This is a genomic window from Photobacterium halotolerans DSM 18316, assembly GCF_000425165.1.
In the GTDB taxonomy this organism is placed as follows: Bacteria; Pseudomonadota; Gammaproteobacteria; order Enterobacterales; family Vibrionaceae; genus Photobacterium; species Photobacterium halotolerans.
Genome location: NZ_KE384320.1, coordinates 287,888 through 314,721, shown reverse-complemented (window position 1 = coordinate 314,721; position 26,834 = coordinate 287,888). Strand labels below are relative to the sequence as shown.

Below are 26,834 nucleotides of genomic sequence, written 5' to 3'. Positions count from 1 at the left end.
CCTTTTTACTGGGCTCTGCGGTAATAATAGCCTGTTTGACCAGTGGTTTATGTGATCGGTTGAGTATGATGGTGAAATGGCTGAGCCCGCTCCCTGAACAGGAGCGAGCGTGCAATCAGGATTTGAGTGCGGTGATCACCGCGGCGATCTTATCACTGCTGGTCACCGGAATGGCGTAGTCGTCGACGTCTTGACTGCCCATGTGGGCACCTGCGGCGATATGCTCCATCAGGCTTGGCCGCGTTGTCTTGCCCGACAGGTGTAACTCTTTCACGCCGGTTTGCGCGACAATTTTAGCGGCGTTGCTGGCGGTAATCCCTGCGCCGGCCATGATGCTCAGGCGATCGCCGCAATAGCGTACCATGTCTGCCAGTGTCTCAGCCCCTTCCAGTGCCGTGGATTGCAGCCCGGAAGACAGAACGCGTTCGCAACCTGCGCTCATAATGGCATCAAGCGCTTCTGTGTAGTTGTCGCATTGATCAATGGCCCGGTGGAAAGTCACCCCCAGCCCGGTGGCCGCTTTCATCAGCTCGGTCAGCTGTGCAGTGTCCACTTTACCCTGCGCCGTCAGCACACCCATTACTACGCCCTGAAGGCCTATTTGCCTGGCGGCATGTATATCTGCCAGCATGACTTCCATATCTTCGCCGGAGAACAGAAAGTCGCCCTGGCGGGGGCGGATCATGGCATAGACGGGCACCTTAGCGATGCGTGCAGCCTGATGCATTAAACCGACGCTGGGGGTCAGGCCGCCCAGGGCCAGCGATGAGCATAATTCTATACGGCTCGCCCCGCCTTGCTGGGCGGCATGCAGGGATTCAATGTTATCAATACAGACTTCAAGATGAGTCAGGGGAAATGCGGACATGAGGGTGCCTTGTTCAGTAAACCTTGGCAGAGTGTAAACGGAGAGGGGAAGGCTGTCGAAGTGTCTGATCAATCTCAGTGATGAAATTGGGATAAAAATAAGCCCGGCACCATGGCCGGGCTAAGCATTCAGCTCAGGACTATATCATTCAGCTCTGGCTGTGTAATTCAGCGCAAGGCTGTATTACAGGTCTGCAGTGTGCTCAGACAGGTAAGCAGCAACACCTTCTGGAGAACCAGTCATGCCTGCTTTGCCTTCTTCCCACTGTGCCGGGCAAACTTCACCGTTTTTCTGGTGGAAGTTCAGCGCGTCAACCATACGCAGCATCTCGTCGATGTTACGGCCCAGAGGCAGGTCGTTAACCACTTGGTGACGAACAACGCCTTCTTCGTCGATCAGGAAAGAACCACGGAAAGCAACGCCGGCTTCTGGGTGCTCAACGTCGTAAGCTTTACAGATTTCGTGCTTAACGTCAGCAATCAGAGGGTATTTAACCTGGCCGATACCGCCGTTCTCAACAGCAGTGTTACGCCATGCGTTGTGAGAGAACTGAGAATCGATCGATACACCGATAACTTCAACGCCTTTCGCTTGGAAATCAGCAAAACGCTTGTCAAAAGCGATCAGCTCAGATGGGCAAACAAAAGTGAAGTCCAGCGGGTAGAAGAAAACAACCGCTTTTTTGCCTTCAGTGAATTGCTTGAAGTTGAAGTTATCAACGATTTCACCGTTACCCAGAACTGCAGCAGCTGTGAAATCAGGTGCTTGACGACCTACTAGTACCATATTGGTGCTCCTAATATTGGAATGTGTACCACCCCGTAAGGGCAGTTCCTTCATAAATCAGGACACACTATAGCGAAAGTGCTACATTGAAAAAAGTAGAATAAATAGATTATTACAATCGAAAAATACGATGAGCAAATTTCCTTCTCTGAAACAACTCCATTATCTGGTGACACTGTATGAAACCCGCCATTTTGGTGAAGCGGCCAAACAGTGTTTCGTCAGTCAGTCGACATTAAGCTCAGGGATTCAGAATCTTGAGGATCTGGTTGGTTGCCAGCTGATTGAACGGGATAACAAAGCCCTGGTCTTTACCTCCACTGGTGAAGAAGTCGTGGTCCGCAGTCGTGAACTGCTGGCAAGAACGCAGGATATGATGGAGCTGTCGAAAAGCGGCGAGGATCAGATGGCCGGTCAGGTCAGGCTGGGCTGTATTCCGACCATTGCCCCTTTTTTGCTGGGCGATTTAGTGCAGGCGGTGAACCGCAGACATCCGCAGCTCCACCTTTTACTGCGCGAAGATACCACGGACAATCTGCTGAGTGCGTTACGCAATGGTGATATGGATGTGCTGATACTGGCACTCCCGGTTGAAATCAGCGGCATGCACAGCCAGATAGTGGGGCGTGATCCCTTCAAGATGGTGATCAGTAAAAATCAGGCCGCGAAAGTGAATGTTCCGCTGCGCTATGCCGATTTACCGGATGAATCTGTCTTTTTGCTTGAGAAAGAGCATTGCCTCACCGGCCATGCCGTGTCGGCGTGCCAGCTGACCAGTAAAGAAAAGATTAACCCGTTTGCGGCAACCAGCTTACATACTCTGGTCCAGATGGTATCGAATGGCCTTGGCTCTACCTTTATTCCGCAAATGGCGATCAAGCATGGCTTGGTCGATAGCCCGGATCTGGTGATCTTAGATCCGCCAGGACAGGCCGCTTACCGTGAAATAGGCCTGGTCTGGCGACCGACATCCAGCCGTATCCCTACTTTTCAGTGTCTGGCAGAGATAGTCACAGAGCTGCTTTAACGACATTCAGGACGCTCAGCAGACATGTTTTTATTTTTTGGTGAAATATTCTGCTTAGCTGTGATTTGTTTGATACTTTGTTCTGTTTGGGCGTTTTGCCAAGTGCTTAATTTTGTAGGTTTTTTCTGTTTCGTTCTGTAAAACAATTCCCCGCCATGCACGCAAAATTACTCCTCCAATGTATGACTCTGCCAAATCTTGTCTATAAATGTATGTAGATTGAGTGCGTTACAGCCTGTCTCGCTATTTTTGTTTGTTTAAAACGGCATATTTTCAATTGTTAATTTAGTGTTAATTGGTAATTTAATTACGTAATACTTTACACTTTTGGCTGGGAAACAGACTGGAAGTTAAAAACCGAATATATCGCCTTAAAGTGTTTTAATTCAGTGTTTTGAGTAATAGCTCTATTTTTTGTAAACTGTTGATTTTTAATTATTTGTTTTGTTTTTGAGATCCTGTTGCTTTTTGGGTGGGTTTGCCTTTTCCGATTTGTTAAGGCAACGTAATAGCCATGTTGAGGCCGAAAGTGGTCTATGATGGAAATCAGCCGATGCATTGTTTAAGTCGTGATTTAGTTACACTTGGCTGATTTGGGTAAATGGGGAGTCATAAATGGGTATGGAAAATCACCACCAGTTTGGTCAGCTGACGTTGGCCGCACCGCTTTCAGAATCACAGCGAGACATCCTGAGTGATGACGCAATGGCTTTTGTGGAGCAACTGGTCAGTCGATTTGCTTCCCGTGTGCCGGAACTGCTGGCAGCACGTGAAGTTCGTCAGCAGTCTATTGATGCCGGGCAGTTACCTGACTTCCTGCCTGACACCCGGGATATCCGCGAAGGTGACTGGACGATTCAGAATATTCCGTCTGATCTGCAGGATCGCCGTGTGGAAATCACAGGTCCTGTTGATCGCAAAATGGTGATTAATGCACTGAATGCCAATGTAAAAGTATTCATGGCGGATTTCGAGGATTCCTTTGCTCCCGCCTGGAGTGCAGTGATTGACGGCCAGCGCAACCTCCGTGATGCGGTGAACCGCACTATATCCTACACCCACCCTGACACAGGGAAAGTGTATGAATTAAAAGAGGATCCGGCGGTACTGATCTGTCGCGTCCGCGGTTTGCATCTGCCGGAAAAACACCTCTTCTGGAACGGTCAGCCGATTCCGGGCGCGCTGCTGGACTTTGGCCTGTATTTCTTCCACAACCATAAGCAACTGCTGGAAAACGGCAGCGGGCCGTACTTCTATATCCCTAAACTGCAGGCTTATCAGGAAGCGGCCTGGTGGAGCGATGTGTTCAGCTTTGCCGAAGATCAGGCTGGCCTGGCGCGAGGCACGATTAAGGCCACTGTGCTGATTGAAACGCTGCCGGCGGTATTTGAAATGAATGAAATTCTGTTCAGCCTGAAAGAGCACATTGTGGGTCTGAACTGCGGCCGCTGGGATTACATCTTCAGTTATATCAAGACACTGCGTAACCACCCGGATCGTATCTTGCCGGATCGTCAGGTGGTGACCATGGAAAAACCTTTCCTCAACGCTTACTCACGTTTGCTGGTGAGAACCTGTCACCGCCGCGGCGCGTTTGCGATGGGAGGCATGGCAGCCTTTATTCCTTCCAAGGATGCCGAGCGTAATGCCTGGGTACTGGACAAGATCCAGACCGATAAAGCGCTGGAAGCCAACAATGGCCATGACGGTACATGGGTGGCACACCCGGGGCTGGCTGATACCGCCCGCGAAGTCTTTGATAAGTGCCTGGGGTCACGTTCAAACCAGCTGGATGTGACGCGTGACACGGATGCACCGATCACCGCGGCTGAACTGCTGGCACCCTGCGACGGCGAACGGACAGAAGAGGGCATGCGCCATAACATTCGTGTTGCGGTGCAGTACATCGAAGCCTGGATCTCAGGCAACGGATGTGTGCCGATTTACGGCATGATGGAAGATGCCGCTACTGCTGAAATCTCTCGTGCTTCCATCTGGCAATGGATGAAGCACGGAAAAACGCTGAGTAACGGTCAGGTAGTTACCAAAGCACTGTTTGAACAGCTGTTGGACGAAGAAATGCAAGTCCTGGAACAGGAGATCGGTACTGAGCGTTTCAGCAAAGGACAATTTAAGGAAGCGGCTGCCATGATGGCGCGCCTGACCACCAGTGATGAGTTGGTCACCTTCCTGACACTGCCAGGTTATGAATATCTGGAATAACAGTGTAGCAAGCATTCAAACCGGAACTGTAACACACAACAATAAGCACATAGTGCACAAGTACTGCCCGGCTTAATCCGGGCAGAGGAAGCCCAAGAAAACTGAGTAGAACTGAAGCGCAGAACGTTCAGATTTTGCGAAATATCGTCACATAATACGAGGGATTTATTATGACACTGACTCGCCAGCAACAGATCGAAGCCATTGAAAAGGATTGGGCGGAGAACCCACGTTGGAAACATGTTAAGCGTACTTATACTGCGGAAGAAGTGGTTAATCTGCGTGGTTCGGTCGTACCGGCGAACACACTGGCTCAGCGCGGTGCTGATAAGTTGTGGGATTTAGTCAACGGCTCTGCCAAGAAAGGCTATGTGAACTGCCTTGGCGCGCTGACCGGCGGTCAGGCCGTTCAGCAGGCGAAAGCGGGAATTGAAGCGATTTATCTGTCAGGCTGGCAGGTGGCTGCTGATAACAACACGGCATCATCCATGTATCCGGATCAGTCCCTGTACCCGGTCGATTCAGTACCTGCGGTTGTCAAGCGCATCAATAACTCTTTCCGCCGCGCTGATCAGATTCAGTGGGCAAACGGTAAAAGCCCGGAAGAAGGCGGCATTGATTACTTCCTGCCTATCGTTGCAGATGCGGAAGCCGGCTTTGGCGGGGTACTGAATGCTTACGAGCTGATGCGCAGCATGATTGATGCAGGAGCTGCCGGTGTGCACTTCGAAGATCAGCTGGCTTCGGTGAAAAAATGCGGCCACATGGGCGGTAAAGTCCTGGTGCCTACCCAAGAAGCGGTACAAAAACTGATTGCTGCCCGTCTGGCGGCTGACGTTGCCGGCACAACGACGCTGGTGATTGCCCGTACCGATGCCAACGCTGCCGATTTGCTGACCTCCGACTGCGACCCGTACGATGCCGACTTCATTACCGGCGAGCGTACGCAGGAAGGGTTCTACCGCGTTCGTGCCGGTATCGATCAGGCTATCGCCCGTGGTCTGGCGTATGCCCCGTATGCTGACCTGATCTGGTGTGAAACAGCGACGCCTTGTCTGGAAGAAGCGCGCAAGTTTGCAGAAGCTATCCATGCTAAATACCCGGATCAGCTGCTGGCGTACAACTGCTCACCTTCTTTCAACTGGGAGAAGAATCTGGATGCTGAAACGATTGCCAAGTTCCAGCAAGAGCTGTCTGACATGGGCTACAAGTACCAGTTCATCACACTGGCGGGCATTCACAACATGTGGTTCAACATGTTCGAGCTGGCACACGCTTATGCTCAGGGTGAAGGTATGCGCCATTATGTTGAGAAAGTACAGCGTCCTGAGTTTGCGGCGGCAGAGAAGGGTTACACCTTCGTGGCTCACCAGCAGGAAGTGGGCACTGGCTACTTCGACAAGATGACGAACGTCATTCAGGGCGGAAACTCTTCTGTGACTGCGCTGACAGGTTCAACTGAAGAAGATCAATTCTGACTGAATTGACCGGTAATAAGCAATCTATCCTAGTAAGACCGTTTCGCAGCTGTTACCCGTGAGGGGATTGCGATTAACGTTATCGGCTGTAACCAGGCTTGTTCACGTCAAGCCTTAGTCTGATAACGCTTTCACTTAACGAATTGTTATCGCCTTGGGAGCCTCTGGCTCCCCTTTTTCTTTTCTGATATTTCTATTCGGTATTCTCTGCTTACCTTTATTCTGCTGACTCCGGCCCTAGCAACACTGCTTTGTGCGCCCGCCAGAATGCTTGGGATGCATCCATCAGCCTTGGATAGAGAATGAAGAAGCTCTGCTCCAGCTCCTGATAATGCCCGGCCAGAAAAGGCGGACATTCAGCCAGCGAACTCAATTTCGGGCGGCGAATTGCCATGCGTTCCAATGCCTGATGAATACTGGCAACCTGCTGATACTGAATCAGCCATTCTTGCTGCCACATGTGCTGCGTCATTTGCCGGTAATGGTCCGGTTCCTTTCCCGCAAAGCCTTCAACTTCTTTACGCACCTGCTGAACAAATACGGGTAAAGGTAAGTCATGGAAATTGTGCCAGTGGCGGGCGAGGTAATGATCCCAAATCATATCCAGGGCAATGCCGCTTACCCGGCGGATGTCCGGCGGAAACGCCCTGCGCCAGGCTCTGACTTCAGGCTGGCTGTCAATAAAGCCGTCGACAAAGCGATGAAGCTTGATACCCGCAGCTACTTCTGGTGAATATTGCCGGTAGGGATCACCGCGAACAAAATCGGCCAGCAAATTGCCCGCCAGGTGACTGTGGCAATGATCCGCCAAGTGTAGGTGTGCCAGGAAATTCATAGTAGTGAGTTCAACATCTGTTGCCGTGAGATAAGAGCGAGCCAGGCACTGTAACAGCAATGCCGGGGCGCAGCGCAGTGACAGCGTGCAGTATCAGATACAGTGTAGAGTGAAACACAATGATGCAGTCATTTTGAGGCACAGGTAATACTTTTTGAACTCTTTTGTTTATCGCTGACTTTTTGCGCTAAAACGCCAATATCCTTAGAAAGAGCACATTGATTGGTCGCCTTATCTTAGTCGTATGACCTGAGTCATATTAATAGACTCATGCATCCGATGTAACCCTTTTGCTGCGATGCTTTTGCCCAGGGAGTGAGGAAAGATGATGAATGCTTTTTCAGTCATACCGTTAGCCACAGTGCTGGCCTTGTCGCTGACCTCTGGCGCTGTATGGGCCGAACAACAAGGGCCGCAAGCCAGTGCGTCAGCCCGTAATGAACCGATAGCCAGAATCATTGGCGGCAACCCGACATATCAGGAAGACCTTCCGTGGCAGGCACTGGTGTATATAGACACCGGCAACGACGGCCTTGATGTCTTTCAGTGCGGTGGCGTCATCATAGATAAGAATACCGTACTGACCGCCGCACATTGTATTACCGAAGGCTCAGTCACAGCGCAGCAGGATGAGATCTTTGTCTGGGCGGGTATCACCTCGACCGACTCTGTGACTGCTTTCAATGCCCTGCCGGTGACAACTGTTGCGCTGCATCCGGGTTTTAATGAAGAGACTTTTATCAATGATATTGCTGTGCTGCGCCTGGGCAAGGATATTCCGGCAGGTGCCCAGCCCATCCGGCTGGCCACTGAGAGTGAACAGCAGCAGGCCGATATGGCCTTTGACAATACCTTTGTGCCCGACAGCCAACGCGGTCAGAATTTACTGGTATCCGGATGGGGCCTGACCTCAACCGAGCCCGGGGCTACCGTAGCCCGGCAGTTACAGCATGTGTTGCTTGCGGGTGTGCCGGACGATTATTGCGAACAGGTGTGGGGCCCTGTGGTTGAACCGTCCCAGAGCGCGATGTTTGTGTGTGCGATGTCGCCAGATCCTGCGCTTAAGCGTGACACTTGCCAGGGCGATTCCGGTGGCCCGTTAGTGTGGCAGAATCCCCAGGCCAGCGCCGATAGTGATCTGGGTTTTCGGCTGGTGGGCTTAGTCAGCTTTGGGACGGAATGCGGCACGGATTTCCCTGCTGTTTATACTGAGGCTTCCCACTATCGTGATTGGATTGCCCTGACAGCGGGGGACGGTTTTAACTTTTACCCGGACTCTGTTTTCGCATTTAACCCGTTTACTCTCAATGCCGAAAGTCCAGCAGGGACGCCAGAGACAGGCAATGACAGTAACCAAGACGAAGCTATCAGTGCACTGAGCAGCGCGATGGCGAGCCGATCGGGCGGGAGTGTAACGGCAGGAAGCATGATTGCGTTACTGGGGATGCTCTGGTGGCGCAGAAGTCAGGGCAGGGAACGCTGAACCAGGGTTGTTCCGCGCGCTCACTATCTGAGAGGCGTGTAAACAACTGGCTCGTAAAATGGTTTGATTATCAATGGCATTGATTGCTTATCCCTCCGGCGCCTGATGCCGCTCTGTCTGCGATGTCCTCTGCGGTGAACTATCCGTCCAAATTCTCAATAAGTGACAATGGCGCAATAACCGAGAGAATTATAATTAAGCGACTGTAAATCATGAGGGTAGCAGTTATGAAAGCCCCCATAACTAACAGCCTGTTATTGCTGGCTTTCCTGCTTGTTGTGTCAGGGCTGGCGAAGGCACAGACTGATGAGTCGCCTGCCCAGGCAGAGCAATACGAGCCAACAGCCAGAATTGTCGGTGGCATACCCGCCGTGCCGGGCGACATTCCCTGGCAGGCATTTATTAATATTGATTTTTCTGATAACGGCACAGAAGTGTACCTGTGTGGCGGCGTGGTGATTGCTCCGCGCATCATACTGACTGCGGCGCACTGCATTATTAATGGCGGCCGAATTGCGACTCCCTTGGATGTGAAAGTCTGGGCCGGTATTACCTCGGTATTCAGTGCGACAAGCAGAAATGCCACGCCTGTCAGCGCAATTATTGTGCATCCCAGTTATAACAGCAGTAATTTTAACAATGACATAGCCATCATCCGCCTGAGCCTGGATCTGCCGGAAACCGCGATCCCGGTACAGATAGCGTCTGTCTCCACCCAAAACCGGGCGGATGCCGAATTTGCCAATACCTGGGTGGCAAACAGCAACCGGCCAGCCAATTTACTGATTTCGGGGTGGGGCAGTGTGACACCGGATCCGGATGCCGCCGGTTCAACCCAGCTGCAACAAACGGTACTGTCTGGCGTACCCGACCGGGTCTGTGACAATTTGTGGGGAAGCTCGGTGCATCCCGGGGTGTACAGTATTTTTGTCTGCGCCTCCCCCCCGTCGCCTAATTTATCCCGCGACAGCTGCTTTGGTGATTCTGGCGGGCCGCTGGTCTGGCTCGATCCGCAGGCCAGCAGTGATCCGGATTTTGGCCTGCGCCTGGTCGGACTGGTGAGCTTCGGCGAAGGCTGTGCCGGCAATCTGCCTGGTGTCTATACCCAGGTGTCTACCTATCTTGACTGGATAGCTGCTGTCGCTGGCAGCGACTTCACCCCCAATCCGTTTTCTGCGTTCCCGGTTAATCCTTTTCTGAAAGACTACAGCAACGCGGGGCTGGAGCAGTTTCGGGTGGAGAGCAGCGGTAGCGATGACAGCGGGGGAAGCTATTCCCTGGCATGGCTGCTGGGACTCGTCGGCCTGCTTCTGTGGCGTTCGCGCAAGAAAGGCTGATAACAAATCATTTCATAACATTTCTCCGGGCTTGATATTGCAGTGTGGCAGCCTATACTAGCTGCCTGCTGTAAGTTAGGGCCTAAAAAATGCAAGTTTCAGATTTTCACTTTGACCTTCCCGATGAACTGATTGCACGTTATCCGCAGCCGGAGCGTTCATCCAGCCGCCTGTTACAACTGGACGGTAACAGCGGTGATGTGTGGCATAAATCGTTTAGAGATGTGTTGGATCTGGTGCGTCCCGGTGACCTGCTGGTATTTAACAATACCCGGGTGATCCCGGCGCGCATGTTCGGCCGTAAAGCCAGTGGCGGTAAGCTGGAAGTGCTGGTCGAGCGTCTGCTTGATGATAAGAGCATTCTGGCTCATGTCCGGGCTTCTAAAGCACCCAAACCGGGCACCCAACTGCTATTGGGTGAAAACGACGAGTTTGAAGCCGAGATGGTTGCCCGCCATGATGCCCTGTTTGAAATTCGCTTCAACAGTGCGCTGACGGTACTGGAGATTCTGGAGCAGGTTGGCCACATGCCCTTGCCGCCTTATATCGACCGTCCGGACGAAGAAGCAGACAAAGAGCGGTATCAAACGGTTTATAATGCCAAACCGGGCGCTGTGGCAGCTCCGACTGCCGGTTTGCATTTTGATGAGCAGTTACTGGCGGCTATCAAGGCAAAAGGGGCCGAGCTTGCCTTCGTGACCTTGCACGTAGGCGCCGGCACCTTCCAGCCAGTCCGGGTCGATAATATTCATGATCATCATATGCACGCGGAGTACGTCGAAGTCCCGCAAGAGGTGGTTGATGCGATTCAGGCCACCCGCGCCCGTGGCGGCCGGGTGATAGCGGTGGGCACCACCTCTGTTCGCTCGCTGGAAAGTGCGGCTCAGGATGCTCTCAAGAACGGCACCGATCTGGTCCCTTTCTTTGGCGACACCGATATTTTCATCTTCCCCGGCTACGAGTTCCAGCTGGTGGACGTGCTGATCACCAATTTCCACCTGCCGGAATCGACCCTGATCATGCTGGTGAGCGCATTTGCCGGTTATGAAAATACCATGGGCGCTTATCGGCAGGCGGTTGAACACAGTTACCGTTTCTTCAGCTACGGGGATTCTATGTTCATCACCCGGCGTCAGGGCTGAATCTGCTGCGCTGCACTAATATCCGCCTGTGCGCGTGAAATCTGGCGCGGCAGCCTGAATAACTGAACTTTTACTCAATATCACTGTCTGGTCTTGGGCCGGACAGTTCGCGATCCTGATTGGTTGGGGTTGCAGTGCATCAGGCGACGGGCCTTTTGCATCTACTTAACGTCAGATTGTTTCTCTGGCTTTTGGAGGCTTTGTGAAATTTGAATTAGATAAAACCCAGGGACGTGCACGTCGCGGCCGTCTGGTCTTTGAACGCGGTACGGTAGAAACACCGGCATTCATGCCTGTGGGCACGTACGGCACCGTAAAGGGCATGACGCCGGAAGAAGTGAAAGACACAGGTGCACAGATCCTGCTGGGTAATACTTTCCACCTGTGGCTGCGCCCGGGTCAGGAAGTGATGAAGCTGCACGGCGATCTGCATGACTTCATGCAGTGGCAAGGCCCGATTCTGACCGATTCAGGCGGTTTCCAGGTGTTCAGCCTGGGTGATATCCGCAAAATCACCGAAGAAGGGGTGCATTTCCGTAACCCGGTCAACGGTGACAAGATTTTCATGGATGCCGAAAAGTCGATGGAAATTCAGTACGATCTGGGCTCAGACGTGGTAATGATTTTCGACGAATGTACGCCTTATCCGGCCACACATGACGAAGCGAAAACATCAATGGAAATGTCACTGCGCTGGGCAAAACGCAGCCGTAACCACTTCGATAAAATGGGTAATAAGAATGCCCTGTTCGGTATTGTACAGGGCAGTGTCTATGAAGATCTGCGTGATGTATCGGTACAAGGCCTGACCGAGATCGGTTTTGACGGCTACGCTGTGGGCGGTCTGGCCGTTGGCGAACCGAAAGAAGATATGCACCGTGTACTGGAGCATACTTGTCCTAAATTACCGGAAGACAAGCCGCGTTACCTGATGGGTGTCGGCAAACCCGAAGACCTGGTTGAAGGTGTGCGCCGCGGTATCGACATGTTCGACTGCGTGATGCCGACCCGTAATGCCCGTAATGGCCACCTGTTTGTGACCGGCGGTGTGATCAAGATCCGCAATGCGAAACATAAAACGGATACAAGTCCACTGGATCCGCACTGTGACTGTTACACTTGTCGCAATTACTCGAAGGCGTATCTGTATCATCTGGATAAATGTAATGAAATTTTGGGTGCACGCCTTAATACAATCCACAACTTACGCTACTATCAGCGTTTGATGGAAAGCATCCGTCAGGCGATTGAAGAAGATCGTTTCGACGTATTCGTAGAAGAGTTCTACGCGCGCCGGGACCGCGAAGTTCCACCATTAAAAAACGTTTAACTATAACGAGGACGTGAATAAATGAGTCTTTTTATTTCTCAGGCACATGCAGCAGCAGAAGGCGCTCCACAAGGTGGCGGCATGCAGCTGTTTATCATGCTGGCTCTGTTTGCTGTAATTTTCTACTTCATGATCTACCGCCCGCAGGCCAAGCGGGTGAAAGAGCATAAAAACCTGATGTCTTCGATGGGCAAAGGTGATGAAGTGCTGACCAATGGCGGCCTGGTGGGTAAGATCACCAAAGTCTCAGCGGAAAATGACTACATTGTGATCGCACTGAACGACACAACTGAAGTTACCATCAAAAAGGATTTCGTTTCTGCTGTTCTGCCAAAAGGCACAATGAAATCACTGTAATTTATGGCTTTGAAGGATCTTCTCAGTGTTAAACCGGTATCCCTTGTGGAAGAACCTGATGGTGGTGTTCGCACTGCTCGTCGGCTTGCTCTATGCACTTCCCAATGTGTTCGGTGAAGATCCAGCGATTCAAATCTCCGGGGCGCGTGGCGCCTCGGTAGAAATGGCCACGCTGGATAAAGTTACCGAGCAGCTTAATCAAGATAAACTCTCCTACAAATCTGTCGCATTCGAAAACGGGGCTATTCTGGTCCGCTTCAAAGACACTGAGACGCAAATCAGTGCCCGCGATTTAATGAATCAATTTCTTGGCGATAACTATGTTGTTGCTCTGAACCTGGCACCTTCTACTCCTGCCTGGCTGGAAAGCCTGGGCGCCACTCCAATGAAACTCGGCCTGGACCTGCGCGGCGGTGTGCACTTCCTGATGGAAGTGGATATGGATGCTGCGATGGACAAACTGCTGGGTCAGCAAGAAGATACTTTCCGTACTGAGCTGCGTGAAGCCCGTATCCGTTACCGTGCGATTTCGGTGAAAGACGACGGGGTGGAAATCCGGCTTCGTAACGACGAGCAGGTACAGGAAGCCAGACGTACACTGTCGGCTTCGCACCCGGACATGCTGTTCGTTGAAGGCAGTGGCTTTGCACTCACCGCCAGCTTCACTGAAGCGCGGATGCAGGAAATTCGTAACTATGCCGTTGCTCAGAACATCACTATTCTGCGTAACCGGGTTAACGAACTGGGTGTAGCAGAGCCACTGGTTCAGCGTCAGGGCGCTAACCGCATTGTTGTGGAACTGCCGGGCGTACAGGATACGGCACGGGCTAAAGAAATTCTCGGTGCCACCGCAACCCTGGAATTCCGTGAAGTGGATACTAACGTGGATCTGGCAGCCGCCGCTGCAGGACGTGTACCGCCAGGCAGCGAGGTGAAAACCTCCCGTGACGGGAATCCTGTGGTGCTGAAAAAGCGGGTGATCCTTGAAGGTTCACACATTACCGATTCTACATCCAGCAATGACGAATATGGCCGCCCTCAGGTGAACATCAAGCTGGACAGCGAAGGCGGTAATAAAATGACAGCTTTCTCCCGTAATAACGTGGGTAAGCTGATGGCAACGCTGTTCATTGAATATAAAGACAGCGGCAAGCGTTCCCCGGCTGGTAAAGTGATTCTGGAAAAACACGAAGAAGTGATTAACCAGGCAACGATTCAGACCGCGCTGGGACGTGATTTCCGTATTACCGGGATCGACAGCCAGGCTGAAGCGCATAACCTGGCACTGCTGTTGCGTGCCGGTGCACTGATCGCGCCAATTTCCATTGTGGAAGAGCGCACTATCGGTCCTTCTATGGGTCAGCAGAACATCGACATGGGGATCCAGGCCTGTATCTGGGGCATGGTCGCCGTGATGTTGTTCACTTTGCTCTACTACCGCAAGTTCGGTCTGATTGCCAACCTGGCGCTGACGATGAACCTGGTCTTGATCATTGGTGTGATGTCCATGATTCCGGGCGCCACTATGACCTTGCCGGGGATTGCCGGTATCGTACTGACGGTGGGTATGGCGGTGGATGCCAACGTGCTGATCTTCGAGCGGATTCGTGAAGAGCTGCGCGATGGTCGCAGCCCGCAGCAGGCGATTCAGCAAGGTTACGCCAATGCGTTCAGCACTATCGCTGATGCCAATATTACCACGCTGATCACCGCTATCATTCTGTTTGCGGTCGGTACGGGGGCGATTAAAGGCTTCGCGGTGACGCTGTCTATCGGTATTCTGACCTCTATGTTTACGGCTATCGTGGGCACCCGTATGTTGGTGAACCTGCTGTATGGCGGTAAGCGCATCGATAAACTGTCGATCTAAGGAGACGCTGACATGTTTCAGTTAATGAAAGCGGATAAAGTGATCGACTTTATGCGTTGGTCGAAACTGGCCTTTGTATTGTCTGCAGTGATGATCACTGCTTCCATTGCTATTGTTGTCACGAAAGGCATGAACTGGGGGCTGGATTTCACCGGCGGTACCCTGATTGAAGTGGGCTTTGAGCAGCCTGCGGATTTGGGTCAGATTCGTGATTCACTCGAAGCGTCCGGTTTTGGCGATGCTATTGTTCAGAATTTCGGTACGGCCCGTGATGTCATGGTACGTCTCCAGCCGCGTGAAGGTGTGGCAGGTGAAACTCTGGGCAATCAGATCCTGGATGCCCTCCGTGAAGGTACACACCAGAATGTCGAAATGCGCCGGATTGAGTTTGTCGGCCCGAATGTCGGTGACGAGCTGGCAGAAGCGGGCGGTCTGGCTATTCTGGTCTCACTGATCTGTATTCTGCTGTATGTATCCATGCGTTTTGAGTGGCGTCTGGCCGCCGGTGCGGTACTGTCCCTGACTCACGATGTCATCATCACTATTGGTATTTTTTCACTGCTGCAAATCGAGGTTGATCTGACGATTGTTGCCGCGCTGCTGACTGTTGTCGGTTACTCACTCAATGACACCATAGTGGTGTTTGACCGTATCCGTGAGAACTTCCGCAAGATGCGCAAGGGCGGCCCGGCAGAGGTGATGAATAATTCGATTACTCAAACCCTGAGCCGTACCCTGATCACTTCAGGGACCACCTTGTTCGTGGTGATCGCCCTGTTTATGAAAGGCGGCACTATGATTCACGGGTTTGCCACAGCACTGCTGATCGGTATTACCGTCGGTACCTATTCTTCTATCTATGTGGCTTCGGCACTGGCGCTGAAACTGGGTATTACCCGTGAGCACCTGATGCCGCCAAAAGTGGAAAAAGAAGGCGAAGAATTCGACGCCATGCCGTAATGGCGATTGGGGCAGGTTTACTTCTGCCCTTTAACGTTGGCTGAAGACGTAAAAAAGCCCCGGCAATCTGATTGCCGGGGCTTTTTGTATGGCTGCTGAAAACCACCGCACAGGCAGTGGTATTTGTTTCAGTACCGCATTATTTTTTCAGTGCTTCGCTACCGTGTTCACGGATTTTTGCCAGCATAGGCTTCACGACGCGTACATTGCCGGCAACGATGTTGCCAGAGGTCAGGTAATTGGTGTTACCGGTGAAGTCGGTACAGATAGCGCCGGCTTCACGGGCAATCAGCTCACCGGCTGCCATTTCCCAAGGCTTCTGGCTCAGCTTGAACACACCGTCTACACGGCCGGCGGCCAGGTAGCACAGATCCAAAGCGGTACAACCGGACAAACGCATGTCATCACATTCTACAAACATCGCCTGCTGAATTTTGGCGTAGCTTTCAGAGTGTTGTTTGGCAGTGAAAGGCAGGCTGCTTGCCAGAACCGTACCGGCCAGATTACGTGGCTGAGAAGCACGGATGCGCTGGCTGTTCAGCTGGGCGCCAGAACCGCGGGTTGCGGTGAAGAGTTCGTTACGGGCAGGATCGTAAACAGCGGCGACTTCAGTACGGCCGCGCATACGCAGGGCAACAGAAATCGCATAGTGCGGAATACCGCGGGCGAAGTTATTGGTGCCATCCACTGGGTCGATAATCCATTGGCATTCTTTGTCGCGGCCTTCTTTGGTGCCGGACTCTGCACCTACGATGCAGTGATCAGGATAAGACTTCAGAATAGTATCGATGATGATAGCTTCTGCTTCGTGATCGATATTAGTGACAACGTCGTTGCCTTTTTTACTTACTTCAATGCCTTGCGGTTTTTCTAAAGACTTAGCGACATGGTCACCGGCTTTACGGACAGCACGGATCGCGATATTTAGCATCGGATGCATAGGATCTTCCCAACGGATGTTAAAGAACTAAAAAGCGGCGGCGAGTATATCAGAGCCTGAGTAAAAAGGAAGTGGTGATTTTTTATCCAGTCCGGGGCCGGAACTGACTGCCAGGTGTTGCTTACAATGTTTTCCCCACTTTACAGAAGGCTGTGCTAAAATCCCCCGGTTTTGGAATCAGAGTTGGAAAACAGGCCGTCATGTTAGATCAAATCCGCGTGGTGCTGGTGGGCACATCACATTCAGGCAACATAGGCTCAGCGGCACGAGCAATGAAAGTGATGGGGTTGAGCCAGCTTGTTCTGGTCGAGCCCGCTTGTGAAATTGATGGCCAGGCTATCGCGCTGGCTGCCGGCGCGGCAGACATTGTCGAAAACGCCCGTATTGTTAACAGCCTGGATGAAGCCATTGCCGATTGCGGCCTGGTGGTCGGTTCAAGCGCCCGTTCCCGTAGTCTGGAATGGCCGCAGCTCAATCCCCGCGAGTGTGGCATTAAAGCCATTGAGGAAGCGCCGGCTCACCCGGTAGCCTTGCTGTTTGGTCGTGAACGTACTGGTTTGACCAACGAAGAGCTGCAAAAGTGCCACTGCCACGTGTATATTCCCGCTAACCCGGAATACAGCTCGCTGAATCTGGCGATGGCTGTGCAGACGATCAGTTATGAAGTGCGTATGGCTTATCTGGATAAGGAATCTCAAGCGTTTCCTGCCGATGACAGCTTGCCTGAATACCCGCGTACCATGGAACTGGAAAAGTTCTTTGACCATTTGTATGACGTCATGGAGCAGACACAGTTCATCAGCAGCCGCTCCGGCATGGTGATGGCGAAATTACGGCGCCTGTTTGTGCGCGCCAGACCCGAAGAGCAGGAGCTGAATATCCTGCGCGGTGTGCTGTCATCGGTACAAAAATCCCTCGCCGGCCAGAAAAAGTAGTTGTTTAATGTACAGATAATGCCCGACTAAATTAGTCGGGTATATACTTGACCATTTTAGTCGGGTATGCGACACTGCTGCCATAGATTCGAGTAGGTAGCGGTGTGTTATGAGATTGACATCAAAAGGACGGTATGCAGTCACGGCCATGTTGGACGTTGCGCTGCATTCTCAGGAAGGTCCAGTGCCTCTGGCTGATATTTCAGAGCGTCAGGGGATTTCACTGTCTTATTTGGAGCAATTGTTTGCTCGCTTGCGTAAAGCCGGCCTGGTGGCCAGCGTGCGTGGTCCGGGCGGTGGCTACCGACTGGGCGAAGAGGCGCATCAAATTGCTGTCGGCACTGTGATTGCGGCCGTCGACGAATCGGTCGATGCCATGAAGTGCCACGGTAAAGGGGATTGTCAGGGCGGTGTACGCTGTCTGACTCATACCCTGTGGCATGACCTCAGCGCGCGTATCAGTGACTTTCTGAACAATATTACGCTCGGTGAACTGATGCAGGACAACGACGTACTGACAGTGTCAGACCGCCAGGACCAGCGCCTTCAGAAGTCGTCTTTTGGACATAAGAATACACACGACAGCGCCACTATAGGTGTCGATGTTCGCTCCTAGCGCCCAGCGGCCCGTGTTTTTGGAGATGAAGATGAAATTGCCAATATACTTAGATTATTCCGCTACTTGCCCTGTAGACCCCCGCGTTGCCGAGAAAATGGTGCAATGCATGACAATGGACGGTAACTTCGGTAACCCGGCCTCCCGTTCCCACCGTTTTGGCTGGCAGGCTGAAGAAGCGGTTGATAATGCCCGTGAGCAAGTGGCAGACCTGCTGAATGCGGACCCGCGTGAGATCGTGTTCACCTCAGGTGCAACAGAATCTGATAACTTGGCGATCAAAGGTATTGCGCACTTCTACGGCAAAAAAGGTAAGCACATCATTACCTGTAAAACAGAACATAAAGCGGTTCTGGATCCTTGCCGTCAGCTGGAGCGTGAAGGCTACGAAGTGACCTACCTGGAGCCTGAGTCAAACGGTTTGATCGATTTGGCGAAGCTGAGTGACGCCATCCGTGAAGACACCATTCTTGTTTCCATTATGCATGTGAACAACGAAATCGGTGTGATTCAGGATATTACCGCAATTGGTGAAATCTGCCGCGAACGTGGCGTGTTTTTCCATGTTGATGCCGCTCAGTCTGCCGGTAAGCTGCCGATTGATGTACAGGAAATGAAAGTTGATCTGATTTCCCTGTCTGCGCACAAAGTTTACGGTCCTAAAGGTATCGGTGCACTGTATGTGCGTCGTAAACCACGTATCCGCCTGGAAGCACAAATGCACGGTGGCGGTCATGAGCGTGGTATGCGTTCCGGTACTCTGGCTACCCATCAAATCGTCGGTATGGGCGAAGCCTTCCGTATCGCGAAAGAAGAAATGGATCTGGACCGACAGCATGCGCTGGCTCTGCGTAACCGCTTGCTGGACGGTGTAAAAGATATTGAAGCGATGACAGTCAACGGTGATCTGGAGCAGCGTGTTCCTAACAATCTGAACATCAGCTTTGCGTTTGTTGAAGGTGAGTCACTGCTGATGGCACTGAAAGATCTGGCGGTCTCGTCCGGTTCTGCCTGTACATCGGCCAGTCTGGAGCCTTCGTATGTACTGCGTGCTTTGGGCCTGAATGATGAATTGGCTCACAGTTCTATCCGCTTCTCTTTTGGTCGATTCACGACAGAAGAAGAAGTAGACTACGCAATTTCGCAGATCCGTACCGCAGTAGACAAGCTGCGTGAGATGTCACCGCTTTGGGATATGTACAAAGAGGGAATCGACCTGAACACAGTTGAGTGGGCACACCACTAAGTTGCGGTCTTCACGAATTCGAGGAAATTACCATGGCATATAGTGACAAAGTCATTGATCATTACGAGAACCCGCGGAACGTGGGCTCATTTGATAAAGACGATAAAAATATCGGTAGCGGTATGGTTGGCGCGCCAGCGTGTGGCGACGTAATGAAACTGCAAATCAAAGTGTCTGATCAAGGCATTATCGAAGATGCACGTTTTAAAACCTACGGCTGCGGTTCTGCTATCGCATCCAGCTCGCTCATTACTGAGTGGGTCAAAGGCAAGACCTTAGACGAAGCAGCATCGATCAAAAACTCAGCGATTGCAGAAGAACTTGAGCTGCCGCCAGTGAAGGTTCACTGCTCAATTCTGGCTGAAGACGCCATTAAAGCCGCTGTTAGCGATTACAAAAAGAAACATCAAAGCAATTAATGAAATAAGGGTTGTTGTTCATGGCCATTACCATCACTGAAACTGCAGCGAGCCGTGTTGCGGCTTTCCTGGAAAATCGGGGCAAAGGTCTAGGCCTGCGATTGGGTGTCCGAACATCCGGATGCTCTGGTATGGCCTATGTCCTTGAGTTCGTTGATGATATCGACGAGGGCGATGAGGTCTTTGAGCAATTCGGCGTTAAAGTGATCGTCGATGCCAAAAGCCTGGTTTACCTGGAAGGGACAGAGCTGGATTTCGTCAAAGAAGGACTGAATGAAGGTTTCCAATTTAACAACCCTAACGTGTCGAGCGAATGTGGTTGTGGTGAAAGCTTCAACGTTTAATACTCGCTGACGGCGAGACATTGCCTGGGCGCGAGCATTCTGTTTCGCGCCTCTTGCTTGTAAACCGATATCAGACGCCATATGAATCATTTCGAACTATTTGGCCTGCCTTTCCAGTTTGAACTGGACGGCAGCCTTCTTGCCACACGTTTCCGCGACCTGCAGCGACGTTTTCATCCGGATAACTTTGCTACAGCTTCTGAGCGCGATCGACTGATGGCCGTTCAAAAAGCTGCTCACATCAATGACGCATTCCAGACCCTGAAAAACCCGGTGACTCGTGCAGAGTATATGCTGGCAGAAAACGGCGTTGATATTCGCGCCGAACAGCAGACGTTGCAGGATCCTGAATTTCTGATGCAGCAAATGGAACTGCGTGAAGCCCTGGAAGAGATCCCTTCCGCGGAGAACCCTGAGTCAGCGCTGTTTGATTTTGAGCAGCAGGCCGTCAGTTTGCAGAAAGCACAACTCAGTGAATTGAAACAATTGCTGGAAGCCGGCGAGTGGGAACCAGCAGCAGACGCAGTACGTAAACTCAAATTCATCGAAAAGCTGCGAGTCGAGGTCGAACGTCTGGAAGAGACGCTGTTCGACTGATTTTATTTACTTACCAGCTTAAAGCCCACAGGAAGGACAATGGCACTGTTACAGATTGCTGAACCTGGTCAAAGCGCTGCACCGCACGAACACAAACTGGCGGTGGGTATCGACTTGGGAACCACCAACTCTCTCGTTGCTGCTGTGCGTAGTGGCGTGGCCGAGACCCTGCCCGACGAGCAAGGCAAGTCAATTCTACCTTCTGTTGTTCATTATAATGAGCAAAGCATTCTCGTTGGCGACGAAGCCAAAAAACTGGCTCAGCAGGATCCTGCGAATACCATTATTTCCGTTAAACGCATGATGGGACGCTCGCTGACCGATATTGAGCAACGTTACCCTAATTTGCCTTATCAGTTTGAAGCCTCAGAGTCAGGCTTACCGCAACTGCTGACCCGCCGCGGTAAGGTTAATCCGGTTCAGGTCTCTGCGGATATTCTGAAAACCCTGACTGAGCGTGCGAAAGCGACCTTGGGCGGCGAACTGGAAGGCGTTGTGATTACGGTTCCCGCCTATTTTGACGATGCCCAGCGTGCCGGCACCAAAGATGCGGCGTCACTGGCCAATCTCAAAGTATTGCGTTTGCTCAACGAACCTACTGCAGCAGCCATTGCCTACGGTCTGGATTCGGGTCAGGAAGGTGTGATTGCCGTTTATGACCTTGGCGGCGGTACCTTTGATATCTCGATTTTACGTTTGTCTAAAGGTGTATTTGAAGTGCTGGCAACCGGTGGTGATACAGCACTGGGCGGCGATGACTTCGATCATCTGCTGGCGGACTGGATTCTGGCACAAAGCGGCCACAGTGACATTCTGACGGCGTCCGAGCGCCGTGCACTACAAGATGTTGCCACAGACGCCAAAGTGGCTCTGACTGACAGCGACAGTGCGGAGATTGACGTGCTGGGCTGGCAGGGGCAAATCACCCGTACTCAGTTTGAAACCCTGATTCAGCCGCTGGTGAAAAAGACGCTGATGTCTTGCCGCCGGGCGGTGAAAGATGCGGGTATTGAGCTCGATGAAGTGATTGAAACCGTGATGGTCGGCGGCTCAACCCGTGTGCCGTTGGTGCGTGAAATGGTGGGCGGATTCTTTGGCAAAACCCCGCTGACATCGATTGACCCTGATAAAGTGGTCGCTATCGGTGCCGCGATCCAGGCCGATATTCTGGCCGGTAATAAACCCGATGCTGAAATGCTGCTGCTGGATGTGATTCCTTTGTCTCTGGGCATTGAAACCATGGGCGGCATGATCGAAAAGATCATTCCCCGTAACACCACTATTCCGGTTGCCCGGGCGCAGGAATTCACCACCTTTAAAGACGGCCAGACGGCAATGTCTGTGCATGTGGTGCAAGGTGAGCGTGAAATGGTCGCAGACTGCCGTTCACTGGCCCGCTTTACCCTGCGTGGCATCCCTGCGATGGCCGCAGGCGCGGCACATGTGCGCGTGACCTACCAGGTCGATGCGGATGGGCTGCTGTCGGTCACCGCGATGGAAAAAAGCTCTGGTGTGCAATCGTCCATTCAGGTGAAACCGTCTTACGGTTTGACGGATGACGAGATTGCCAACATGATTCGCGATTCGATGACACATGCTCGCGAAGATAAAGATGCCCGTGCACTGGCTGAGCAGCGCGTAGAGGCGGATCGGGTGCTGGAAGGGCTGATTGCGGCCTTGGCTGCCGATGGCGAGACACTGCTGTCGAAACAAGAGCGCGAAGCACTGGAAACCGCCATGATGGAGCTGGTTCAATTGCGTCAGGGGGAAGACCCGCGTGCGATTGAAGCCGGTATTAAGAAAACTGATAAAGCAAGCCAGGAATTTGCCGCACGCCGTATGGATAAATCCATTCGGGAGGCACTGGCCGGTCAATCGATTGATGAGGTTTAGGCATGCCTAAAATTGTTGTATTACCCCACGAAGAACTTTGCCCAGAGGGCGCTGTGCTGGATGCATCTAGTGGCGAAACTGTGCTGGATGTGGCACTGCGAAACGGCATTGGTATTGAGCATGCCTGCGAAAAGTCCTGTGCCTGCACAACCTGTCACGTCATTATCCGTGAAGGGTTTGATTCACTGAACGAAAGTGAAGAGCTGGAAGATGACATGCTGGATAAAGCATGGGGCCTGGAACCTGAGTCTCGTCTGGGCTGTCAGGCCAGAGTGGCAGATGAAGATCTGGTGGTTGAAATTCCTCGTTACACCATCAATCTGGCCAGCGAAAACCATTAATCAGCAAGCCCCGTTACCCTTTGGTGGCGGGCTTGCTACACTCTTAATACTTTCTGTTTGCAACAGGGGCAGGTGAATCATGGGACTGAAGTGGATTGACTCCAGAGACATTGCCATTGCCTTGCTGGAAGAGCATCCGGATGTTGACCCGCAAAGCATTCATTTTGTCGAGTTACGGGACTGGATTCTGGCGCTGGACGAGTTTGATGATGACCCGAACCACTGCGGGGAAAAAGTATTGGAAGCGGTGCAATTGTGCTGGATGGAAGAAAAGGACTGAGTGTAAATTCCTCAATAGTCGATCATTCTCTTAATCTTGTCGCAAATGCCTTGTTTATTTGTTTATTTGACGGCAAGGTAAACCAATCGCTTTGATATGTGAGTGACAGCCAACAAATTGCCTGCACTGACAAAACTAAATGGCGGACCAAAAGGTCCGCTTTGTTGTATTTTCGCATTGCTTAACTTGAAATTACGCATTCATGCACCATAAACACAGTAAATTCAGTGTGACTGGATGCGAGCTATGGCCGATCAGGCACAGACAGCCGAAGGACAGAATCCGGCTTTCTGGAAGTCATAAGCATGCCGCCTGTACGAGCTGCGAGTGCTCGTTGGGCATATACTCAAGGAGTTTTACATGTCTTCTATTATGTCAGTATTTCTGACTCAGGACGCTGCTGCCGAGCAGTGGGGTGAGAATGCACTGGTGTCTTATACCGCTAACGGTGCTCAGATTCATGTGACCAGTGACGATGTACTGAATCTGATCCAGCGTGCCGGCCGGACTCTGGACGGTCAGGGTATCAAGCAAGTTGCTCTGAGCGGTGAAGAATGGGATCTGGAAACCATCTGGTCTTTCATTCAGGGGCACCGCAATGCCAAGCCCGGTAACAGTGTCAGCTGGCCTGAGCTTGATGATGAAGATGAAGCGGAATTGCAGGCGCGCCTGACCGCCACCAACTGGGTTCGCGATATTATCAACCAGAGTGCTGAAGTGGTGAATCCTTCGCATCTGGCGAACCGCGCCGGTGAATTCATCAAATCCCTGGCCCCTGATCATGTCAGTTACAAAGTCATTAAAGGCAACGATCTTCTGGATGAAGGCTGGATCGGTATTCATACCGTTGGCCGTGGTTCAGAGCGCTCTCCTGCGATGCTCATTCTTGATTACAACCCAAGCGGTGACGCTGAAGCACCTGTTGCGGCGTGCCTGGTCGGTAAAGGCATTACCTTCGATTCCGGCGGCTACAGCATAAAACCTTCTGAGGGCATGGCGGCGATGAAAGCCGACATGGGCGGCTCAGCAATGGCCACCGGCGGTCTGGCGCTGGCGATTGCCCGCGGCGTACAAAAGCGCATTAAGCTGATCTTGTGCTGTGCGGAAAACATGGTATCGGGTCGTGCCTTTAAACTGGGCGATATCATCACGTACAAAAATGGCAAGACGGTTGAAATCCTCAACACAGACGCAGAAGGCCGTCTGGTGCTGGCTGATGGTCTGATTTATGCCAGCGCGCAAAAACCGGGCCTGATCATTGACTGTGCGACCCTGACCGGCGCGGCGAAGAATGCTCTGGGTAATGACTACCATGCCTTGTTCAGTTTTGACCACAGCATGGCGCAGAAAGCGCTGATTGCCGCCAGCGAAGAGCACGAAGGTCTGTGGCCTCTGCCTCTGGGCGAGCATCACCGCCGTATGATGCCGTCCAGCTTTGCTGATCTGGCTAATATTTCAACAGGCGATTTCATGCCGGGGGCAAGTACAGCGGCAGCTTTCCTGTCTTACTTTGTTGAAGACTATAAGCACGGCTGGCTGCACTTAGACTGCAGCGGTACCTACCGTAAATCGGCCAGCGACAAATGGGGCGTGGGCGCAACGGGCATGGGTGTGCGCACACTGGCGAACATTCTGGCCCAGGACTAATTTCTCTCTCCGGTCTATTTTTACGCACAACAGTTCACGCTGTTGTGCGTTTTCAACTTAGGGAACACAGATATGCTTACCGTATTACTTTCCGCAGAACCAAGTCAGGGGGCCTGGGGCGATAAAGCGCTGGTCTCCTACCAGCAGGACAGTGTGATCATTCACTATCAGGATGAGTTTGTACTGCGTCGCATTCAGCAGGCGGCTCGTCAGCTTTCTTCTCAGGGGGCGACTCAGGCCAGCCTGAGCGGCGAGGGCTGGAGCTACGAGCGCCAGTGGGCGTTTTATTGTGGCTTTGCCGCAACACGCAAATCGGTGGACGTGCAATGGGCTTCCCAGGATGAAGACGAGCTGGAATTGCTGAACGCACGCCGTCGCAGTGCAGACTGGGTACGTCAGGTTGTCAATGCGACACCGGAAGACATGTACCCGGAAAAACTGGCGCAGGATGCGGTAGCTTTCCTGAAAAGCGTGGCCGGCGATAAAATTACCCACGAGGTGCTGGTTGGTGACGAGCTGCTGACCGAAGGCTGGATTGGTACGCACAGTGTCGGCCGGGCAAGCAGCCGTCCGCCTGTGATGCTGACGCTGGACTTTAACCCTACCGGAGATGCGGATGCGCCTGTGCACGCCTGCCTGGTGGGTAAAGGGATCACATTCGACTCCGGCGGTTACAGCATCAAGTCCAGTGCCGGTATGGTGGCGATGAAATGCGACATGGGCGGGGCGGCCACAGTAACAGCTGCGCTGGCCTATGCCATTGAACAAGGCCTGAAAAAGCGCGTTAAACTGATTTTGTGCTGTGCCGAGAACATGGTCGCCGGTAATGCCTACAAGCTGGGCGATATTCTGACCTATAAGAACGGTCTGACGGTGGAAGTGGTCAATACCGATGCGGAAGGGCGTCTGGTACTGGCAGACGGCCTGATCAAAGCCGGTGAAATGAAGGCGCCGCTGATCATCGATGCCGCGACGCTGACCGGTGCCGCCATGATGGCTGTGGGCCAGGACTATAACGCCATTTTCTCCATGCAGCCTGAACTGCTGCGCAAAGCACAGCAATTGTCTGAGCTGGTTAATGAGCCCGCATGGCCGTTACCGCTGCAAAAATGGCACCAGAATAATTGTCCGTCTGATTACGCTGACACCGCCAACAGCCGCGCTGTGAAAGGTGGCGGTATGGGCGGCGCTTCGAATGCAGCTGCCTTTTTGTCCCGTTTTGTCAGCGATGACTGCCGCTGGGTTCATTTCGACCTGGCTTCCTGCTTCCGTGACGGTGCAGATGCGCGCTGGGCGGCGGGCGCGACGGGTCTTGGGGTGGCAAATATTGCCGCGTTGCTGTTACAGTAAGCGCTATGGGACAGGGAAACCTGCCTGCCAGAAGTGAACTGAGTATAAGGAATATAATAATGACAATTGAACGTACCTTCTCAATTGTAAAACCAGATGCAGTAGGCCGTAATCAGATCGGTGCGATTTATCATCGTTTGGAAAGCGCTGGTCTGACGATTGTGGCGGCGAAAATGCTGCGTTTAACCGAGCAGCAGGCACAGGGATTTTACGCTGAGCACGAAGGCAAGCCATTTTACGCACCGTTGATTGAATTTATGACGTCGGGCCCTGTGATGGTGCAGGTACTGGAAGGCGACAATGCGATTACCCGTTACCGTGAGCTGATGGGGAAAACCAACCCGGAAGAAGCCGCGTGCGGGACACTGCGTGCCGATTACGCAGAAAGCACGCGCCTGAATGCCGTGCACGGCTCTGACAGCCCTGAGTCTGCCGCCCGTGAGATTGCGTATTTCTTTTCCGAGGATGAAATTTGTCCTCGTGACTGATCTATGATCAGAAGGCCGGATACAACGGGAAGCCAAGGCTTC

General features: G+C 52.3%; 26 protein-coding genes. 22 read left to right on the top strand and 4 right to left on the bottom strand.

Translation table 11 applies throughout. The features are described from left to right. Positions 1-115: 115 nt before the first annotated feature. A complete protein-coding gene (locus H511_RS0114635; protein ID WP_036759712.1) occupies positions 116-868 on the bottom strand; it encodes a copper homeostasis protein CutC in 753 nt (250 codons plus the stop codon). Between the two features lie 183 nt (positions 869-1,051). Continuing rightward, on the bottom strand, positions 1,052-1,654 hold the full coding sequence (locus H511_RS0114630) for a peroxiredoxin C (protein WP_027252976.1): 603 nt from the start codon (positions 1,652-1,654) through the stop codon (positions 1,052-1,054). Between the two features lie 130 nt (positions 1,655-1,784). On the opposite strand from H511_RS0114630, the gene H511_RS0114625 reads away from it, so the two are divergent. From H511_RS0114625 to aceA, 3 genes are all read left to right on the top strand, one after another. Further along, positions 1,785-2,681 (top strand): hydrogen peroxide-inducible genes activator, encoded by an 897-nt coding sequence (locus H511_RS0114625; protein ID WP_027252975.1) that lies wholly within the window; start codon positions 1,785-1,787, stop codon positions 2,679-2,681. A 621-nt stretch (positions 2,682-3,302) separates the two neighbouring features. Continuing rightward, a complete protein-coding gene (aceB, locus tag H511_RS0114620) occupies positions 3,303-4,904 on the top strand; it encodes a malate synthase A (RefSeq protein ID WP_420835036.1) in 1,602 nt (533 codons plus the stop codon). Positions 4,905-5,074: 170 nt separating this feature from the next. Continuing rightward, positions 5,075-6,382 (top strand): isocitrate lyase, encoded by a 1,308-nt coding sequence (aceA, locus tag H511_RS0114615; RefSeq protein ID WP_027252973.1) that lies wholly within the window; start codon positions 5,075-5,077, stop codon positions 6,380-6,382. Between the two features lie 217 nt (positions 6,383-6,599). On the opposite strand, the gene H511_RS0114610 is transcribed toward aceA, so the two are convergent. Further along, on the bottom strand, positions 6,600-7,217 hold the full coding sequence (locus tag H511_RS0114610; protein WP_027252972.1) for an acyl carrier protein phosphodiesterase: 618 nt from the start codon (positions 7,215-7,217) through the stop codon (positions 6,600-6,602). A 325-nt stretch (positions 7,218-7,542) separates the two neighbouring features. On the opposite strand from H511_RS0114610, the gene H511_RS23500 reads away from it, so the two are divergent. The 7 genes from H511_RS23500 to secF all read left to right on the top strand — a co-directional run bounded on the left by H511_RS23500 (position 7,543) and on the right by secF (position 15,696). Further along, on the top strand, positions 7,543-8,700 hold the full coding sequence (locus H511_RS23500; RefSeq protein WP_081669290.1) for a S1 family serine peptidase: 1,158 nt from the start codon (positions 7,543-7,545) through the stop codon (positions 8,698-8,700). 227 nt (positions 8,701-8,927) lie between these two features. Further along, complete coding sequence (locus H511_RS23495) at positions 8,928-10,037, top strand: S1 family serine peptidase (RefSeq protein WP_051288207.1); 1,110 nt, start codon at positions 8,928-8,930, stop codon at positions 10,035-10,037. An 89-nt stretch (positions 10,038-10,126) separates the two neighbouring features. Further along, positions 10,127-11,179 carry a tRNA preQ1(34) S-adenosylmethionine ribosyltransferase-isomerase QueA gene (queA, locus tag H511_RS0114595; protein ID WP_027252971.1) on the top strand — a complete coding sequence of 351 codons (1,053 nt, stop codon included), beginning with the start codon at positions 10,127-10,129 and terminating at the stop codon, positions 11,177-11,179. Between the two features lie 202 nt (positions 11,180-11,381). Beyond that, a complete protein-coding gene (tgt, locus tag H511_RS0114590) occupies positions 11,382-12,509 on the top strand; it encodes a tRNA guanosine(34) transglycosylase Tgt (RefSeq protein WP_027252970.1) in 1,128 nt (375 codons plus the stop codon). A 21-nt stretch (positions 12,510-12,530) separates the two neighbouring features. Beyond that, positions 12,531-12,866 (top strand): preprotein translocase subunit YajC, encoded by a 336-nt coding sequence (gene yajC / locus H511_RS0114585; protein WP_027252969.1) that lies wholly within the window; start codon positions 12,531-12,533, stop codon positions 12,864-12,866. Positions 12,867-12,891: 25 nt separating this feature from the next. Next, positions 12,892-14,736, top strand: a complete 1,845-nt coding sequence (secD, locus tag H511_RS0114580; protein ID WP_036759710.1) for a protein translocase subunit SecD — start codon at positions 12,892-12,894, stop codon at positions 14,734-14,736. A gap of 12 nt (positions 14,737-14,748) precedes the next feature. Further along, on the top strand, positions 14,749-15,696 hold the full coding sequence (gene secF, locus H511_RS0114575) for a protein translocase subunit SecF (protein ID WP_027252967.1): 948 nt from the start codon (positions 14,749-14,751) through the stop codon (positions 15,694-15,696). A gap of 139 nt (positions 15,697-15,835) precedes the next feature. On the opposite strand, the gene suhB is transcribed toward secF, so the two are convergent. After that, on the bottom strand, positions 15,836-16,636 hold the full coding sequence (gene suhB, locus H511_RS0114570; protein ID WP_027252966.1) for an inositol-1-monophosphatase: 801 nt from the start codon (positions 16,634-16,636) through the stop codon (positions 15,836-15,838). A gap of 200 nt (positions 16,637-16,836) precedes the next feature. Between suhB and trmJ the strand changes: the two genes are divergently transcribed. From trmJ to ndk, 12 genes are all read left to right on the top strand, one after another. After that, the gene (gene trmJ, locus H511_RS0114565; RefSeq protein WP_027252965.1) at positions 16,837-17,571 is read left to right on the top strand and encodes a tRNA (cytosine(32)/uridine(32)-2'-O)-methyltransferase TrmJ; all 735 of its coding nucleotides are present in this window, start codon (positions 16,837-16,839) and stop codon (positions 17,569-17,571) included. A gap of 109 nt (positions 17,572-17,680) precedes the next feature. After that, positions 17,681-18,187 carry a Fe-S cluster assembly transcriptional regulator IscR gene (iscR, locus tag H511_RS0114560; RefSeq protein ID WP_027252964.1) on the top strand — a complete coding sequence of 169 codons (507 nt, stop codon included), beginning with the start codon at positions 17,681-17,683 and terminating at the stop codon, positions 18,185-18,187. A gap of 31 nt (positions 18,188-18,218) precedes the next feature. After that, entirely contained in the window at positions 18,219-19,433 is a 1,215-nt protein-coding gene (locus H511_RS0114555; RefSeq protein WP_027252963.1) for an IscS subfamily cysteine desulfurase, read from the top strand. A gap of 32 nt (positions 19,434-19,465) precedes the next feature. Continuing rightward, positions 19,466-19,852, top strand: coding sequence for a Fe-S cluster assembly scaffold IscU (gene iscU, locus H511_RS0114550; protein ID WP_027252962.1), 387 nt, complete (start codon positions 19,466-19,468; stop codon positions 19,850-19,852). A 20-nt stretch (positions 19,853-19,872) separates the two neighbouring features. Beyond that, positions 19,873-20,196 carry an iron-sulfur cluster assembly protein IscA gene (gene iscA / locus H511_RS0114545; RefSeq protein ID WP_027252961.1) on the top strand — a complete coding sequence of 108 codons (324 nt, stop codon included), beginning with the start codon at positions 19,873-19,875 and terminating at the stop codon, positions 20,194-20,196. Positions 20,197-20,277: 81 nt separating this feature from the next. Beyond that, a complete protein-coding gene (gene hscB / locus H511_RS0114540; protein WP_027252960.1) occupies positions 20,278-20,793 on the top strand; it encodes a co-chaperone HscB in 516 nt (171 codons plus the stop codon). A 39-nt stretch (positions 20,794-20,832) separates the two neighbouring features. After that, positions 20,833-22,686 carry a Fe-S protein assembly chaperone HscA gene (hscA, locus tag H511_RS0114535; RefSeq protein WP_027252959.1) on the top strand — a complete coding sequence of 618 codons (1,854 nt, stop codon included), beginning with the start codon at positions 20,833-20,835 and terminating at the stop codon, positions 22,684-22,686. 2 nt (positions 22,687-22,688) lie between these two features. Continuing rightward, positions 22,689-23,027 (top strand): ISC system 2Fe-2S type ferredoxin, encoded by a 339-nt coding sequence (gene fdx, locus H511_RS0114530; protein WP_027252958.1) that lies wholly within the window; start codon positions 22,689-22,691, stop codon positions 23,025-23,027. Positions 23,028-23,106: 79 nt separating this feature from the next. Then, the gene (iscX, locus tag H511_RS0114525) at positions 23,107-23,307 is read left to right on the top strand and encodes a Fe-S cluster assembly protein IscX (protein WP_027252957.1); all 201 of its coding nucleotides are present in this window, start codon (positions 23,107-23,109) and stop codon (positions 23,305-23,307) included. A 360-nt stretch (positions 23,308-23,667) separates the two neighbouring features. Further along, on the top strand, positions 23,668-24,954 hold the full coding sequence (gene pepB, locus H511_RS0114520; RefSeq protein WP_027252956.1) for an aminopeptidase PepB: 1,287 nt from the start codon (positions 23,668-23,670) through the stop codon (positions 24,952-24,954). Between the two features lie 72 nt (positions 24,955-25,026). Beyond that, positions 25,027-26,304, top strand: coding sequence for an aminopeptidase PepB (pepB, locus tag H511_RS0114515; protein WP_027252955.1), 1,278 nt, complete (start codon positions 25,027-25,029; stop codon positions 26,302-26,304). A gap of 59 nt (positions 26,305-26,363) precedes the next feature. Continuing rightward, positions 26,364-26,792: a nucleoside-diphosphate kinase gene (gene ndk / locus H511_RS0114510; protein WP_027252954.1), complete on the top strand. Its 429-nt coding sequence runs from the start codon at positions 26,364-26,366 to the stop codon at positions 26,790-26,792. Positions 26,793-26,834: the final 42 nt, after the last annotated feature.